This window comes from Streptomyces sp. NPDC094143 (genome assembly GCF_040303825.1).
Lineage (GTDB): Bacteria > Actinomycetota > Actinomycetes > Streptomycetales > Streptomycetaceae > Streptomyces.
Window position 1 is genome coordinate 17322 of the sequence record NZ_JBEOTZ010000035.1, and the last position, 15128, is coordinate 32449.

The following is a 15128-nucleotide window of genomic DNA, read 5'->3' on the forward strand; positions in this document are numbered from 1 at the left end:
CACCCAAGAGCAGGTAAAAGGCGGGCCCGGCCCGTCCCTCTAGGCGTCGCGCTTCTTCAGCAGCACGTAGCCGCCGATCAGTGCCGCGAGCACCCACAGCCCCATGATCCCGAGGCCGCCCCACGGCCCGTACGGCGTGTCGTCGTCGAGGGGCGGGACCACCTGCATGATCCTGCTGCCGGCCTGGTCGGGCAGGAACCGGCCGACCTTCTTCGTCGCGTCGACGTTCCCGAGGATGTTGGAGATGAGGAAGAAGAACGGCATCAGGATGCCCAGCGACAGCATCGGCGAGCGCAGCATCGCGGCGACGCCCATGGAGAACATCGCGATCAGCGTCATGTAGAGGCCACCGCCGAGCACCGCCCGCAGCACCCCAGGGTCGCCGATCTCCGCCCGGTGCTCGCCGAGCATCGCCTGCCCCAGGAAGAAGGCGGCGAGGCTGGTGACCAGCCCGACCAGCAGCGCGAGCGCGGTGGCGACCGCGATCTTGCTGAACAGGAAGGAGCCGCGCTGCGGTACGGCGGCCAGCGAGGTGCGGATCATGCCCGTGCTGTACTCGTTCGAGACGACCAGCACCCCGAACACGATCATCGCGAGCTGGCCGAGGCTCATCCCCGCGAAACTGATGAAGGTCGGGTCGAACTCCGCCCGGTCCTGCGCGTTCATCGAGTCGAACTCGCTCTTCGACAGGGCCGAGATCAGCATGCCGAGCGCGACCGTCACGACCACCACCAGCGACAGGGTCCACACCGTCGACGCCACCGACCGGATCTTGGTCCACTCCGACCGTACGACCTGGGTCACCGCCATGCTCAGCCCCTCTTCCAGCCGTCGCCCCACTGCTGCTGCGGTGGCGGCTCGGCGCCCGTCCCGCTGTGGGCGTGGTACTCCACCGACTCCGCCGTCAGCCGCATGAACGCCTCCTCCAGCGAGGCCTGTTGCGGGCTCAGCTCGTGCAGCGTGATCCCGTGCTGCGCCGCCAGCTCGCCGACGTGCTCGGCCTTGTCACCGTCCACCTCCAGCACACCCTCGTCGCTCTCGACGGCGACGACCCCCGCCTGGTGCAGCACATCGAGCAGCCGCTCCCGCTGCGGGCTGCGCACCCGGACGTACGAGCGCGAGTTGCGCGCGATGAAGTCGGCCATGGAGGTGTCCGCCAGCAGCCGCCCCTGCCCGATGACGACCAGGTGCTCGGCCGTCAGCGCCATCTCGCTCATCAGGTGGGAGGAGACGAACACCGTCCGGCCCTGCGCGGCCAGCGACTTCATCAGGGTGCGGATCCAGTGGATGCCCTCGGGGTCCAGGCCGTTGACCGGCTCGTCGAACATCAGGATCCGCGGGTCGCCGAGGAGCGCGGCCGCGATGCCGAGCCGCTGCCCCATGCCCATGGAGAAGCCCTTGGTCTTCTTCTTCGCGACCGCCGTCAGCCCGACCGTCTCCAGCACCTCGCCCACCCGGCGGCGCGGGATGCCGTTGCTCTGCGCGAGGCACAGCAGGTGGTTGTAGGCGCTGCGCCCGCCGTGCCAGGCCTTGGCCTCCAGCAGGGCGCCGATGTACGTCAGCGGGTCCTTGAGCTGCTGGTAGTGCTTGCCGTCGATCCGGACGTGCCCGGCGGTCGGGTGGTCGAGACCCAGGATCATCCGCATGGTGGTGGACTTGCCCGCGCCGTTCGGCCCGAGGAAGCCGGTGACGATGCCCGGTCTCACCGCGAACGACAGGTTGTTGACCGCCACCTTCTCGCCGTACCGCTTGGTCAGCCCCTCCAGCTCAATCATGCCCGCCACGCTAGAACGGGACAAAGCCCTCTGCCACCCGAGCGGCAGAGGGCTTTGCGGAGATTCAGACTCCGTGTGCCGGGCTGTTACCGGGACTGCTGGGCCGGCACCCCACGGGAGATCGGCTCGTCCTCGGTCGGCGTGCCGGCGGCGGCCACCGCGGCGCCGGTGAGCGTCGCGAGCATCTCGCGGACGTTCGTCAGCTGCGCGTTGATGCTGTCGCGGCGGTTGGTGAGGGCGGCCAGCTCGCGCTCGGATTCCGAACGGATGCGGTCGGCCTTGGCGTTGGCGTCGGCCACGATGTCCTCGGCCTGGCGCTGGGCCGTCTCCACCGTCTGGCGGGCGCGGCGCTCGGCGTCCGTGCGCAGCTTCTCGGCCTCCAGGCGCAGCTGCTCGGCGCGGTGCTCGATCTCGGCGAGGCGCTTCTCGGCCTTGGCCTGACGGGAGGCCAGGTCGCGCTCGGACTGCTCGCGGCGCTTGGCGAGGTTCGTCTCGAAGTCGGCGGCGGCCTGCGCGGCCTTGGCGCGGGTCTCCTCGAAGAGGGCGTCCGCCTCCTCGCGCTTGGACTGCGCGTCCTTCTGCGCCTCGGCCCGCAGCTGGGCGGCGTCACTCTTGGCCTTCTCGACGATCCGCAGGCCCTCGTCCTCGGCCTTCGCCTTGCGCTCCGCGGAGTACGACTCGGCGTCGTTGCGCACCTGCTGGGCCGCCGACTCGGCGAGCTCGCGGTGCTGCTCCGCCGCGCGCCGGGCCTCCTCGCGCAGGTCCTTCGCCTCTTCCTCGGCGAGGCGGAGGATCTTCTCCACGCGTGCGCCGAGACCCGCGTACGACGGCTCGGCGTCGGTGATCTGGGCCTGGGCGTTCTGCGTCTCGAGGTGGAGCTCTTCGATGCGCTTTTCCAGAGCGGTGATGCGGGCGAGAGCGCTGTCACGGTCGGAGACGAGCTTGGAGATACGTTCGTCCACCTGAGCGCGGTCGTACCCACGCCGCACAAGCTCGAAGCCGTAGGGGGAAGTGTCGCTCATGGGGTTCCTGTCGAATGAGACCGGTGAGGTGATAGGTGGAATCCTAGGGGCCGAAACGGTGTGTCATCGAGCGGATGCGCGTTTGATCTGGAAAATGACACCCCTTTTGAGTGGCTGACCGTCGGACTGCTTGCCAAGTCTTGGTCAAAGCCCCTCAGCACACACCGGATTCGCCCCACTTCGCTAGCTTTCCGAGCTCTTGCCACCCGATCGGGGTGCGCCGACCGTCGCGCCCGCCTTGACTCCGCTGTCCTTGGCGGCGGACGGGGCCTCGAAGGACTCCAACGCCTCCAGCACGTCCTGGACACGGGAGATCTCGGCGTTGATGTCCTCGCGGCGCCGGACCAGGACCTCAAGCTCGCGCTTGCCCTCCTCGACCGTGCGCCTGGCCTCGCGGATCGCCTCGGCCTTCAGCTCCTCGGCCTCCCGGACGAGCGTGTTCTTCTTCTGCTCGGCCTCCTTGAGGAGACCCTCGGCCTTCTTCACCGCGGCGATCCGGACCTTGCCCGCCTCGGAGTTGGCCTCCGAGACGATCTCCTTGGCCTTCGCCTGCGCCTTCGCCAGCTGCTCCTCGGCCGCCTTGACGAGCGCGTCGCAGCGGTCGCCCGCCGTCTTCATCGCCTCGGCCGACTCCCGGCGGGCCCGCTCGTGCAGCTCCTCGATCTCCGAGGTGATGCGGTCGCGCAGCTCCTCGGCGCGCTCCCGGATCTGCGTGGCGTCCCGGCGCGCGCCGACCAGCAGCTCGTCCGCGTCCGTACGGGCCTTCTCCACCAGCGAGTTGCCCTCGACCGTCGCCTCGGACACGATCCGCTCGGCCTCGGTGCGGGCCGCGCCCACCATCGTGTCGGCCTGCGCCTCGGCCTCCGCGGTGGTCTTGTGCGCCTGCTGCTGCGCCTCGGTGAGCAGCTTGTCCGCCTCGGCCGTGGTCTCCGTGATGAGCTTGTCGACCTGCTCGGCAGCCTCGGAACGCCGCTTGTTGGCGTCCTTGCGGGCCTCGTCCAGGGTGCGGTCGGCCTTCTCGCGCGCGGTGGCGACGAGCCGCTCCGCCTCCGCCTGAGCGTCGGCCTTGACGCGCTCGGCCTCGGAGCGGACCCGCTCCGCGTGCTGCTGCGCCGAACCGACCGTCTCGGCGGCCTCGGCCCGCAGCCGCTCCGCCTCGCCGGTGGCCTCCCCGACCAGCTGGTCGGCCGTGGCGACCGACTCCGCCCGCAGCCGTTCGGCCTCCGCCGCCGCCTCGGACCGGACGCGCTCGGCCTCGGAGAGGGCCTCGGTGCGGACCCGCTCGGCCTCGGTGACCGTCTCCATGCGCAGCCGGTCGGTCTCCTGGACCGTCTCGGTGGTGAGCCGCTCCGCCTCGCTGCGCGCCTCGGTGATGAGGGCGTCCGCCTGCGCCGCCGCGTCCGACCGGATGCGGTTGGCGTCCTCGCGGGCGTCGGCCCGGGTGCGCGAGGCGCTCTGCTCGGCCTCGGCGATCGTGTCCGACGCCTCCGTGCGCACCCGCTGGGCGTGCTCGGCGACCTCCGTACGGATGCGCTCCGCCTCCGCGATCGCCTCGGACATCGTCCGCTCGGCGAGCGCCTTGGCGGCCTCGGACTCCTCGTGGGCCTCGCGTCGCAGCCGGCCCGCGTCCTCGCTCGCCCGCTCCCGCTCGGCGTAGGCGTCGGAGCGGACCCGGTCCGCCTCCTCCTGCGCCTCCCGCCGCGTACGGTCCGCCGCGTGCTCGGCGGCGGAACGCAGTCCGGCGATCTCCTCCTGCGCCTGCTCGTGCAGCCCGGCGACGGAGTCCCGGACCTGCTGCGCGTGCTGCTCGGCCGCCGACACCATCTCCGTGGCACGCCGGTCGGCCTCCTCGACCAGCCGGACGGCCTCGGTCTGCGCCTCCTCCACACGCTTGCGCGCCGAGGCCAGCAGCTCCTCGCTCTGCTCGCGGGCCCGCTCGCGCTCCTGGTCGGCCTCCTGCCGGGCGCTGCCGAGGAGTTCCTCGGCCTCGCGGCGGCGCCGGTTGGCCTCCTCCTGGGCAGCGGCCAGCGTCTCGGACGCCTCCGTGGCCAGCCGCTCGGCGGCCGCCTGCGCCTCCGCGCGCATCCGGTCGGCGCTCTCCTGCGCCTCCGACTTCAGCCGCTCGGCCTCGGTCGCGGCCTCCGTGCGCAGCCGGACGGCGACGGCCTCGCCCTCGGCGCGCGCCGCGGACGCGTCCGACGCGGCCTCGTCGCGCAGCCGCTCGGCCTCGGCCTCGGCCTGCTGCTGGAGCGAACGGATCCGCTCGGCGGCCTCGGCGCGCAACCGCTCGTTCTCCTCGGCGGCCTCGCGGCGGATCCGCGCGGCCTCCTCACGGGCGTCCGACAGCGCCTGCTCGGCCGCCGTCAGCCGCTCCTCCGCCTCCGCCTGGAGACGCCTCAGCTCCTCGGCGGCCTCCGCCCGCCGGGCCTCCATGGCCCGCTCGGTCTCCTCGTGCAGCTCCCGCGCCGCGCGCTCGGCGTCCGCCTTGAGGGCCTCGGCCTGCTCGACGACCTCGTCGCGGTGCCGCTCGGCCTCCTGCCGGGTGCGCTGGAGGGTCTCCTCGGCCTGCCGGCGCAGGGTCGTCGCCCGCTCGATGGCCTCCGTGCGGACCTTCTCGCTGTCCGTCTGGGCCGTCGCGCGCAGCTCGTCCGCGTCCGCCTTGGCCTTGGCGAGCAGTTCCTCGGCGGACCTCGCCGCCTCCTCGATCTGCGCCACGGCCTCCTTGCGGGCCCCGGCGCGGATCTTCTCGCCCTCCTCGACGGCGTCCGCCCGCAGCTGCTCGGCCTCGCCGCGCAGCCGGCGGGCCTCCTCCTGCAGTTCGACCGTCTTGGCGCGGTACTCCTTGGTGTCGTCCTTCGCCGCGCCCTTGAGCTGCTCGGCGATGTCGTGCGCCTCGGCGCGCAGCCGGTCCGCCTCGGCCTCGGCCTCCCTGCGGATCCGCTCGGCCTCCTCGGCGGCGGCCCTGGTGGTCTTCTTGGCGTCCTCCGACGCCTTGTTGAGGACCTCCTCGGCCGTGCGGGCGGCCTTGGACAGCTGGGTCGCGGTCTCCTCGGCGGTGAGCGTGCGGGCCCTCTCGGAGGCCTCCGCGACGATCTTCTCGGCCTCGGCGCGGGCGTCCGCGACGATCTGCTCGGCCTCGGACTTGGTGTTCTCGGCCTCCTTCGTGGCCTCCTCGACCAGCCGGGCGACCTGCTCCTTGGCCGTGCGCGTGCGCGTCTCGTTCGCGGCCTCGGCGCTCGCCAGGGCCTTGGCGGCGGCCTCCTTGGCCTCCGCGACCAGCTTCTCCGACTCGGCCTGCGCCTTGCGCAGCGCCTCCTCGGCCTCGGCCATCCGCTGCTCGGCGGCCTTGCTGAGCTCCTGGGCGCGGCGGCGCGCCGACTCGGACTCCGAGACGGTGGACGTGCGCAGCTGCTCGGCGTGGTCGGTGGCCTCCTGGGCCTGCGTGGAGGCGGCGTTCAGGAGCCGCTCGGCGTCCGTGCGGGCGCGCCGCAGGATCTGCTCGGCCTCGGCCCGGGCCTCCTCGGCCGCGTTCGTCAGCCGCTGCCGGGCCTCGGTCGCCAGCCGCTCGGCCTCCGCGCGGGCGGTGGCGAGGGCCTGCTCGGCCTCGGCGCGGGACTCCTCCAGCAGCCGGCGGGCCTGCTGCTCGGTGCGGGCGCGCAGCTGCTCGGCCCACGCCACGTTCTCGTTGACGTGCGACTCGACCGTCTGGCGGCGCTCGGCCAGCTCCTGGTCCAGCTGCTGGCGGCGGGTCACCGCCTCCTGGTGCAGCTCCGCCTGGAGCCGGGCCGCCTGCTCGGCGTGCTCCTGGAGGATCCGCTGGGTCTGGGCCCGGGCCTCGCTCAGCTCGCGGTCGGCGTCCGCGCGGATCTGGTCGGCCTGCATCTGCGCGTTGCGCAGCAACTGCTCGGCCTGCCAGCCGATGTCGCCCCCCTCGAAGGAGGGCCGGGACATGATGGTGCGCCGCGCCTCGTGCAGCTTGGCGCGCAGCACCTCGACCTGGTAGCCGAGGTCCTCGGCGTGCTGGATCGCCTTTTCCCGTTCGGTCTTCAGCCGCTTCATCTCGGCTTCGAACCGAGAGAGGTGGTCGACGTCAGCCGCCGGCTCTCGCTCCTGGCTCTCGTAGCCCCGCACTGCGCGGTCCCATCCGTCCCCTGGTCGCAACTCTTTCCGAACGAGCTCCGTCCATCCGCCGAACGGGGCCCCCGGGGAATGGTGTCAGATCATCGGCGGAGCAGAGGCTGCTGCCCCGGCGCTCGTCCCCCGAAACCCGGACCCCGGTGGTCCTGCCGTCGCACGGCGGGACCGCGGTCACCCTGGCTGAGCGGCGACCGCACCCAACCCTACCGGCCCCTATGTACGAGGGTCAGTGCTCAGGTGACTCAACAGGCGCCGAAGTGACCAGTTCTGTCAGTACGCCATGGCAGTCCTTGGGGTGCAGGAAGGTGATCCGTGACCCCATGGAACCGCGTCGGGGCTCTTCGTAGAGCACGCGAACGCCCTTGTCGCGGATGTCCGCGGACTCCGCGTCCACGTCCGCCGTGCCGAAGGCGATGTGGTGGACGCCCTCGCCGTTCTTCGCCAGCCACTTCGCGACCGTGGAGTCCTCGCGGGTCGGCTCCAGAAGCTGCAGGTAGGAGGCGCCGCCGTCGGACGTCTCGTTGATCTTGAGCATGGCCTCGCGCACGCCCTGCTCCTCGTTGACCTCGGAGTGGAACACCTCGAAGCCGTAGGTGGCACGGTAGAACTCGACGGTCTTGTCGAGGTCGAAACAGGCGATTCCGATGTGGTCGATTCGCGTCAGCATGAGTTCAGTGCAGCGCCCCCGGGGTGGTTACGCAACGTGCGCGCGATCACACCGACAGCCCGATGACGGCACGGAGTGCCACTCAGTACATTCGAAGTAAACCCTCGTTCACTCCTCGGCTGTGCAGCCGGTAAGGGGATCGCAGCTCATGTCTTCTGCAACGACCAGCTCGGTCATCGTCTCGGGCGCGCGTACGCCCATGGGACGGCTGCTGGGCTCCCTGAAGTCCTTCTCCGGAGCCGACCTCGGCGGCTTCGCGATCAAGGCCGCCCTCGACCGTGCGGGGATCGGCGGCGACCAGGTGCAGTACGTGATCATGGGCCAGGTGCTCCAGGCCGGGGCCGGGCAGATCCCGGCGCGCCAGGCCGCGGTCAAGGCCGGCATCCCGATGAACGTGCCGGCGCTGACCATCAACAAGGTCTGCCTGTCCGGCCTCGACGCGATCGCGCTCGCCGACCAGCTCATCCGCGCCGGCGAGTTCGACGTGATCGTCGCCGGTGGCCAGGAGTCCATGACCAACGCCCCGCACCTGCTGCCCAAGTCCCGCGAGGGCTTCAAGTACGGCGCGGTCCAGATGCTCGACGCCATGGCGCACGACGGTCTGACCGACTCCTTCGAGGGCATCGCCATGGGCGAGTCGACGGAGAAGCACAACACGCGCCTGGGCATCGGCCGGGCCGAGCAGGACGAGATCGCCGCGCTGTCGCACCAGCGGGCCGCCGCCGCGCAGAAGAACGGCCTGTTCGAGGCCGAGATCACGCCCGTCGAGATCCCGCAGCGCAAGGGCGACCCGGTGCTGTTCAGCAAGGACGAGGGCATTCGCGGCGACACCACCGCGGAGTCGCTCGGGAAGCTGCGTCCGGCGTTCTCCAAGGACGGCACGATCACGGCCGGTTCCGCCTCGCAGATCTCCGACGGTGCCGCCGCCGTGGTCGTGATGAGCAAGGCCAAGGCGCAGGAGCTCGGCCTGGAGTGGATCGCCGAGATCGGGGCGCACGGGAACGTGGCCGGGCCGGACAACTCGCTGCAGTCGCAGCCGTCCAACGCGATCCGGCACGCGCTGAAGAAGGAGGGGCTGGAGGTTTCGGACCTCGACCTCATCGAGATCAACGAGGCGTTCGCGGCGGTGGCCGTGCAGTCCATGAAGGACCTCGGGGTGTCCACCGAAAAGGTGAATGTCAACGGCGGTGCCATCGCCCTGGGTCACCCGATCGGGATGTCCGGTGCGCGTCTCGTGCTGCATCTGGCGCTGGAGCTGAAGCGGCGGGGCGGTGGCGTCGGCGCGGCCGCGCTGTGCGGTGGCGGTGGCCAGGGTGACGCGCTGATCGTCCGGGTACCGAAGGCCTGAACGGCGGTCTACTGATCGCCCTGTCATGAACGGAGCTGTGATGCAGGACGTCTCCACGCTGGTGGCCCAGGCCAGGGAGGGGCGGCCACGGGCCGTCGCCCGGCTGATCTCGCTGGTGGAGGGGGCGTCCCCGCAGCTGCGTGAGGTCATGGCGGCGCTGGCACCGCTGACCGGCGGGGCGTACGTGGTGGGGCTGACCGGGTCGCCCGGAGTCGGCAAGTCGACGTCGACCTCGGCGCTGGTCTCCGCCTACCGCAAGCAGGGCAAGCGGGTCGGCGTGCTCGCCGTCGACCCGTCGTCCCCGTTCTCCGGCGGCGCGCTGCTCGGGGACCGGGTGCGGATGTCGGAGCACGCGTCCGACCCGGGCGTGTACATCCGTTCGATGGCGACGCGTGGGCACCTGGGCGGGCTGGCCTGGGCCGCTCCCCAGGCGATCCGGGTGCTGGACGCGGCCGGCTGCGACGTGATCCTCGTCGAGACGGTGGGGGTCGGGCAGTCGGAGGTGGAGATCGCCTCGCAGGCGGACACGTCCGTGGTGTTGCTGGCGCCGGGGATGGGGGACGGGATCCAGGCGGCCAAGGCCGGGATCCTGGAGATCGGGGACGTGTACGTCGTCAACAAGGCGGACCGGGACGGGGCCGACGCGACGGCCCGCGAGCTGAACCACATGCTGGGGCTGGGGGAGGCGCGTGGGCCGGGTGACTGGCGTCCCCCGATCGTGAAGACGGTCGCCGCGCGGGGTGAGGGCGTGGACGAGGTCGTCGAGGCGCTGGAGAAGCACCGGGCCTGGATGGAGGAGCGGGGCGTGCTCGCGGAGCGGCGGATGTCCCGGGCTTCGCGCGAGGTCGAGACGATCGCGGTGACGGCACTGCGGGAGCGGATCGGGGACCTGCACGGGGACCGGCGCCTGGGGGCGCTGGCGGAGCGGATCGTGGCGGGGGAGCTGGATCCCTATCGGGCGGCGGACGAGCTGGTGGCGGGGTTGACGGAGAGTTGACGGAGGGCTGAGCGCGGGTTGTGGCTCAGCGTGTCTTCGCCTTCTCGCCGGTGGTGGGTCGGGGCCGCGCCGGGGGGTGTCCGTCCTCGGAACGGCGCGATCGACTTGCGTGCCGACCGACTCCCCGTTGACGCGCCAACCGCTGCGGGCGGACACCCCCCGACACGGCCCCTTGCGCCGTCCGGCGGCTGCGGGCGCGTGTCGGCTGCCGCCGCACCTCGCTGCGCCGGGGTTGCGGAACGCCCCGGCGTCAGCAGTGACGCCGGGGCGGCTGAAATCCGGCAGTGACCGGTCAGTCCTGGTCGTCGGCGTCGTCGTCCTGGGTGTCCGAGCGGTCCGCCGTGACCTTGCCCGACGTGAGGTCGATCTTCCAGTCCTGCTCGGCGCCGCCGGGCTTGCGGGTCTCGGCCTCCCAGGACTTGTCCTTGCCGTCCTCGTCCAGGCCGACGGAGGTCACCACGCCCTTGCCGGCGGCGGCCTTCGCGGCCTCCTCGGCCGTCACCGAGGACCCCTTCAGCGCCGTCCGCACCTGCGCCGTGTCGTCCTCGTCGTCGGTGTGCGAGCCGAGCACCTTCCCGTTGGACGGGTCGACGCTCACGCTGCGCCAGGTGTCGCCGGACAGGACGTCGACCGTCCAGACCGCCTTGCCGCCGTCGTCCTCGTCGTCCAGTTCGGCGGAGACGGCCGTACCCGAGGTGTGCTTCAGCGCGGAGGCGATCGCCTCGGGCGCGGTGACGCCGGACGAGGACACCCGGGCGTCGTCGTCGCGGTCGTCCGCGCTGTCGTCCTGGTCATCGCGGGCGTCGTCGCCCGTCAGCCGGGTGTCGGCCGCCTGCCGCGCCGAGCCCTCGTCGTCTCCCGTGGTCGCGAGGGCCGTGGCCGTACCGCCTCCGATCAGAGCGGCGGCGGTCACAGCGGCGATCACGATGTTGCGCTTCATGCGGATTCCTCCCGAGTCGTTTCGTTTTCGATGTCTTCGACTCTGGCGGACGGAGGCTGAGGGGAAGCTGAAGGCCCCTGAAGGGATCTTCAGGTTCCCTTTGCGACTCTTTACCCATGCGCCTGTTGATCGTGGAGGACGAGAAGCGGCTGGCTCTGTCGCTGGCCAGGGGCCTGACGGCCGAGGGATACGCCGTGGACGTCGTCCACGACGGGCGGGAGGGGCTGCACCAGGCCTCGGAGGGGACGTACGACCTGGTCATCCTGGACATCATGCTGCCCGGGCTCAACGGCTACCGGGTCTGCGCCGCCCTGCGCGCGGCCGGGCACGAGGTGCCGATCCTGATGCTGACCGCCAAGGACGGTGAGTACGACGAGGCCGAGGGCCTCGACACGGGCGCGGACGACTACCTGACCAAGCCGTTCTCGTACGTCGTGCTCGTCGCCCGGGTCAAGGCGCTGTTGCGGCGGCGCGGGCAGGGGGCCGGGGCCTCGCCGGTGCGTGTGCACGGGGACCTGAGGGTGGACACCGCGGCGCGCCGGGTGTTCCTCGGGGAGGAGGAGATCACCCTGACGGCCAAGGAGTTCTCCGTGCTGGAGCAGCTCGTGCTGCGGGCAGGCGAGGTGGTGTCCAAGTCCGAGATCCTGGAGCACGTCTGGGACTTCGCCTACGACGGCGATCCGAACATCGTCGAGGTGTACGTCAGCACCCTGCGGCGCAAGCTGCGGCCGGGGCTGATCCGGACCGTGCGCGGCGCCGGGTACCGGCTGGAGGCCTCGCCGTGAGGCGGCTGTTCGGGTCCGTCCGGGCGCGGGCCACGCTCGGTGCCACGCTCGTCGTCGCGGTGGCCCTGGTCGCGGCCGGCGCCGCCGTGCTGCTGTCCCTGCGGTCCAACCTGATGGGCGAGGCCGGCACCCAGGCGGAGCGCTCCGCGCGGGCCGTCGCCTCGGAGCTCGCCGCCGGGACGCCGTACGACAAGCTGTCGGGGCTGGACGGGGACATCGGGCCGGTGCAGGTCCTCGACGAGGACGGGCGGCTGGTCGCGGTCAGCGAGGACCTGGAGCGGATCAGCGGCACGGACAGCGACCGGGTCAGAGCGCAGCCCGCCGCGCGGCCGGCCGGGGACGACGAGGACGACGCCGAGACCACGGGCGAGGCCCTCGAACCCGGGGAGATCTCCGGGGAGAGCGTCTTCCGGAACGGGTCCGCGACCGTCGACGGGGACACGGAGGACTACCGGTACGCGGCCGTGGAGGTGGAGACCCACGACCGCGGCACCCTCACGGTCTACGCCGGCGCCCCGCTGGCCGCCGAGCACGGGGCCGTGCGGACCGCACTGACCGTGATGCTGATCGGGTTCCCGCTGCTGCTCGGCGTCGTCGCGGGCGTGACCTGGCTGGTCACCCGGCGGGCCCTGCGGCCGGTGGAGGGCATCCGGCGGGAGATGGCCGCGATCACCCGGTCCGAGGACCTCGCCCGGCGCGTCCCGGAGCCGGACACGCACGACGAGATCGCGAGGCTCGCCAGCACCACCAACGAGACGCTGGCGGCGCTGGAGACCTCCGTGGAGCGGCAGCGGCGGTTCGTCGCCGACGCCTCCCACGAGCTGCGCAGCCCGATCGCCTCGCTGCGCACACAGCTGGAGGTGGCCGCCGCCCATCCCGAGCTGCTGGACCTCGACGGGGCCGTGGAGGACACCGTGCGGCTGCAGCGGCTCGCCGCCGACCTGCTGCTGCTCGCCCGGCTGGACGCGGGGGAGCGGCCGAACGACACGCGGGTCGACCTCGCCGGACTCGCCCGGGAGGAGGCCGAGGGGCGGGCCGGGGTGACCGTGGCGGCGGAGCCGGTCGAGGTGGCCGGTTCGCGGGGGCAGCTCGGGCGGGTGCTCGCCAATCTGCTCGACAACGCCCAGCGGCACGCCCGGTCGGGCGTCACGGTGAGCGTGCGGCGGGAGGGCGACCGGGCCGTGGTCGGGGTGGCCGACGACGGGGACGGGGTGCCGGAGGCGGACCGGGAGCGTATCTTCGAACGGTTCGTCCGGCTGGACGCCGCCCGCAGCCGCGACGACGGCGGCGCCGGTCTGGGGCTCGCCATCGCCCGGGACGTCGCCGTACGGCACGGCGGCACGCTCACGGCCGGGCAGGGGCCCGCAGGCGGAGCCCTGTTCGAGCTCCGCCTGCCGCTCGTCTAGCGGACCGCGGTCACGGGCGCCCGCGCTGTCCGCGCAGGTGCTCCGCGATGGGCTTGAGGGCCTTGTCGAGCTCCGTCAGGGCCTCGGGGGACAGCAGGTCGATGAAGTGCCTGCGCACGGACGCCACGTGGTGCGGCGCGACCTTCTGCATCGTCGCCATGCCGTGGTCGGTGAGGACCGCGTAGAGCCCCCGGCGGTCCGACTCGCAGTTCTCGCGCCGGACCAGGTTCGCGTTCTCCATGCGCGTGATCTGGTGCGAGAGGCGGCTCTTGGACTGGAGGGTGGCGGAGGCGAGGTCGCTCATCCGCATCCGCAGGTCCTCGGACTCGGAGAGATTCACCAGGATCTCGTAGTCGTTCATTGTCAGGCCGAACGGCTGCAGGTCCTTTTCGAGTTGGTACGTCAACAGCCTGTTGACCTCCAGGTGGGTGCGCCAAGCGCACTGCTCCGCATCGGTCAGCCAGCGGGTGGCCGTCTCGGTCTCCATGAATGAAGTCTACCTAAAAGGTTGAAAGGCGAACTAGTGAGGGGTGGCGTGTGACGGCGCACACCTGGCGAACAACAGTGCGCAGGCGTTCGATGTCACACTCCGCAGACTACCGCTCACAGCCCGAAGCGACGCTGGAGGTCCCCCAGCTGTCCGGGAAGGCGCGGTACCCCGGACTGGCCCGGCTGATGCCCGGAAGGACCGCCTCCGGGCACGCCCGCCTGCTGTGGAACGGCTCCCGTGGCCTGCTCGGCCATCAGGGTCTCGGACGACTGGAGCAGGACCGTGCCCGCGCCGGCGAACTCGAACTGGTGCTCCTCGCCGGAGGCCCCGCCCAGGCCCGTCAGCGCACGTAGACCGCCCATCACGCCGGTCATGTACCCGTGGTCGTAGTGGTGGCAGGGCGAGGGGCAGTCGGCCCAGCCGACCAGGGCCTGGGGGTCCACCCGGATCGGGGGCTCCATGAAGACCACCGGGCCGTTCGACGCCGCCACGAACTTTCCGGTTCCGATGAGGGTCAGAAAACCCGGCACGATTGATTGCTTCAGTGACAGAGTTGGCTGAAAAGCAAGCAAGTTGCCCGAGCGAATGGTCAGGTTGCCGTCTTCGAGGTCGTACGAATTGACGTCGAAGGCCCGGTCGGCGAGGAGCATCTTGCCCGAGCCCTCGGCCACGACCCAGTCGCTCGCATGCAGTGGCGAATGGAACGACGTACGCACGAGACGGTCCAGCCGGCCGTGTCCCACGCCGTTGAAGTCGATCGAGCCGTAGTAGGCGATCATCTTCCCCTTCTGCAGGAACCACTGGCTCCCCTTGAGCTCCACGCAGAAGGTGTAGGGGTTGACGTTGTCGTCGGGCGGCAGGGTCGCCGGGTCGAAGACCGCGGGGCCGGCGCCCGGGGTTCCGTAGGTGCTCACAGCTTCTCCTCCGACGCCTGGACGTACACCGCACCGCTGCCGCTGAGCTCCAGCTGGAACGCCTCGCCCGAACCGCGGCCCACCATGTCCCGCCACCCCAGGGCCGTGGACAGCTTGTTGCGGACCTCGCCGTGGTGGGCGACGTAGGCCTGCGGGTCCACGTGCACCGGGCGCTGCGGGGTGATCGGGATCTCGATGACGCCGCCGTGCGCCATGACCGCGACGGCCCCCTGCCCCTGCAGCGTGGTCGTGAACAGTCCCTGGCCGCTGACCTGCCCGCGCACCATGCCCATGACGCCGCCCTGGGAGCCCAGGAACATCGTCCCCTGGCGGAGTGTGCCCTCGAAGGCCAGCAGCCGGTCCGCCTCGACGTACAGGGTGTCGCCGGTGAGCCGGATCACCTGGATGTGATGCCCTCCGTGGCCGAACAGGACGGTGCCGCTGCCCTCGACCGTCATCAGGGGCGTGTCCTCGTCGGCGACCCGGCGGCCGATCATCGACATGATCCCGCCCTGGCCGCCCGCCGTGCTGGGCGTGAAGGACACCTCGCCCCGGTAGGCCAGCATCGCGCCGCGCTGACTGAACAGGCGCTGTCCCGGCTCGACCGTCGCCTCGATCATCTTCGCGTTGATCTCCCGGAAGGCCAT

General features: G+C 71.7%; 13 protein-coding genes. 4 read left to right on the top strand and 9 right to left on the bottom strand.

Going from position 1 to position 15128, the window contains the following annotated elements:
* Positions 1 to 39 precede the first annotated feature (39 nt).
* The 5 genes from ABTZ58_RS32525 to mce form a co-directional block, all read right to left on the bottom strand.
* Positions 40 to 810 (bottom strand): ABC transporter permease, encoded by a 771-nt coding sequence (locus ABTZ58_RS32525; RefSeq protein WP_351364615.1) that lies wholly within the window; start codon positions 808 to 810, stop codon positions 40 to 42.
* Between the two features lie 2 nt (positions 811 to 812).
* Entirely contained in the window at positions 813 to 1775 is a 963-nt protein-coding gene (locus tag ABTZ58_RS32530; RefSeq protein WP_351364618.1) for an ABC transporter ATP-binding protein, read from the bottom strand.
* An 86-nt stretch (positions 1776 to 1861) separates the two neighbouring features.
* Entirely contained in the window at positions 1862 to 2797 is a 936-nt protein-coding gene (locus tag ABTZ58_RS32535; protein WP_309094258.1) for a coiled-coil domain-containing protein, read from the bottom strand.
* A 183-nt stretch (positions 2798 to 2980) separates the two neighbouring features.
* On the bottom strand, positions 2981 to 6928 hold the full coding sequence (scy, locus tag ABTZ58_RS32540) for a polarized growth protein Scy (RefSeq protein ID WP_351364622.1): 3948 nt from the start codon (positions 6926 to 6928) through the stop codon (positions 2981 to 2983).
* A 232-nt stretch (positions 6929 to 7160) separates the two neighbouring features.
* Positions 7161 to 7601, bottom strand: coding sequence for a methylmalonyl-CoA epimerase (gene mce, locus ABTZ58_RS32545; protein WP_094055890.1), 441 nt, complete (start codon positions 7599 to 7601; stop codon positions 7161 to 7163).
* Positions 7602 to 7749: 148 nt separating this feature from the next.
* Between mce and ABTZ58_RS32550 the strand changes: the two genes are divergently transcribed.
* Positions 7750 to 8949 carry an acetyl-CoA C-acetyltransferase gene (locus ABTZ58_RS32550; protein WP_309094255.1) on the top strand — a complete coding sequence of 400 codons (1200 nt, stop codon included), beginning with the start codon at positions 7750 to 7752 and terminating at the stop codon, positions 8947 to 8949.
* 40 nt (positions 8950 to 8989) lie between these two features.
* Positions 8990 to 9946 carry a methylmalonyl Co-A mutase-associated GTPase MeaB gene (gene meaB / locus ABTZ58_RS32555; RefSeq protein WP_351364740.1) on the top strand — a complete coding sequence of 319 codons (957 nt, stop codon included), beginning with the start codon at positions 8990 to 8992 and terminating at the stop codon, positions 9944 to 9946.
* 292 nt (positions 9947 to 10238) lie between these two features.
* Here the strand turns inward: meaB and ABTZ58_RS32560 are convergent, their stop codons facing one another.
* Positions 10239 to 10886 carry a PepSY domain-containing protein gene (locus tag ABTZ58_RS32560; RefSeq protein WP_351364626.1) on the bottom strand — a complete coding sequence of 216 codons (648 nt, stop codon included), beginning with the start codon at positions 10884 to 10886 and terminating at the stop codon, positions 10239 to 10241.
* Between the two features lie 116 nt (positions 10887 to 11002).
* Between ABTZ58_RS32560 and ABTZ58_RS32565 the strand changes: the two genes are divergently transcribed.
* Positions 11003 to 11671 (top strand): response regulator transcription factor, encoded by a 669-nt coding sequence (locus ABTZ58_RS32565; RefSeq protein WP_351364629.1) that lies wholly within the window; start codon positions 11003 to 11005, stop codon positions 11669 to 11671.
* Entirely contained in the window at positions 11668 to 13077 is a 1410-nt protein-coding gene (locus ABTZ58_RS32570; protein ID WP_351364632.1) for a sensor histidine kinase, read from the top strand. The genes ABTZ58_RS32565 and ABTZ58_RS32570 overlap by 4 nt, the downstream gene beginning before the upstream one ends.
* Positions 13078 to 13087: 10 nt before the next feature.
* On the opposite strand, the gene ABTZ58_RS32575 is transcribed toward ABTZ58_RS32570, so the two are convergent.
* The 3 genes from ABTZ58_RS32575 to ABTZ58_RS32585 form a co-directional block, all read right to left on the bottom strand.
* Positions 13088 to 13564 (bottom strand): MarR family winged helix-turn-helix transcriptional regulator, encoded by a 477-nt coding sequence (locus tag ABTZ58_RS32575; RefSeq protein ID WP_351364635.1) that lies wholly within the window; start codon positions 13562 to 13564, stop codon positions 13088 to 13090.
* 116 nt (positions 13565 to 13680) lie between these two features.
* Complete coding sequence (locus tag ABTZ58_RS32580) at positions 13681 to 14481, bottom strand: AIM24 family protein (protein ID WP_351364638.1); 801 nt, start codon at positions 14479 to 14481, stop codon at positions 13681 to 13683.
* On the bottom strand, positions 14478 to 15128 hold the full coding sequence (locus tag ABTZ58_RS32585) for an AIM24 family protein (RefSeq protein WP_351364641.1): 651 nt from the start codon (positions 15126 to 15128) through the stop codon (positions 14478 to 14480). Before ABTZ58_RS32585 ends, ABTZ58_RS32580 begins: the two co-directional genes overlap by 4 nt.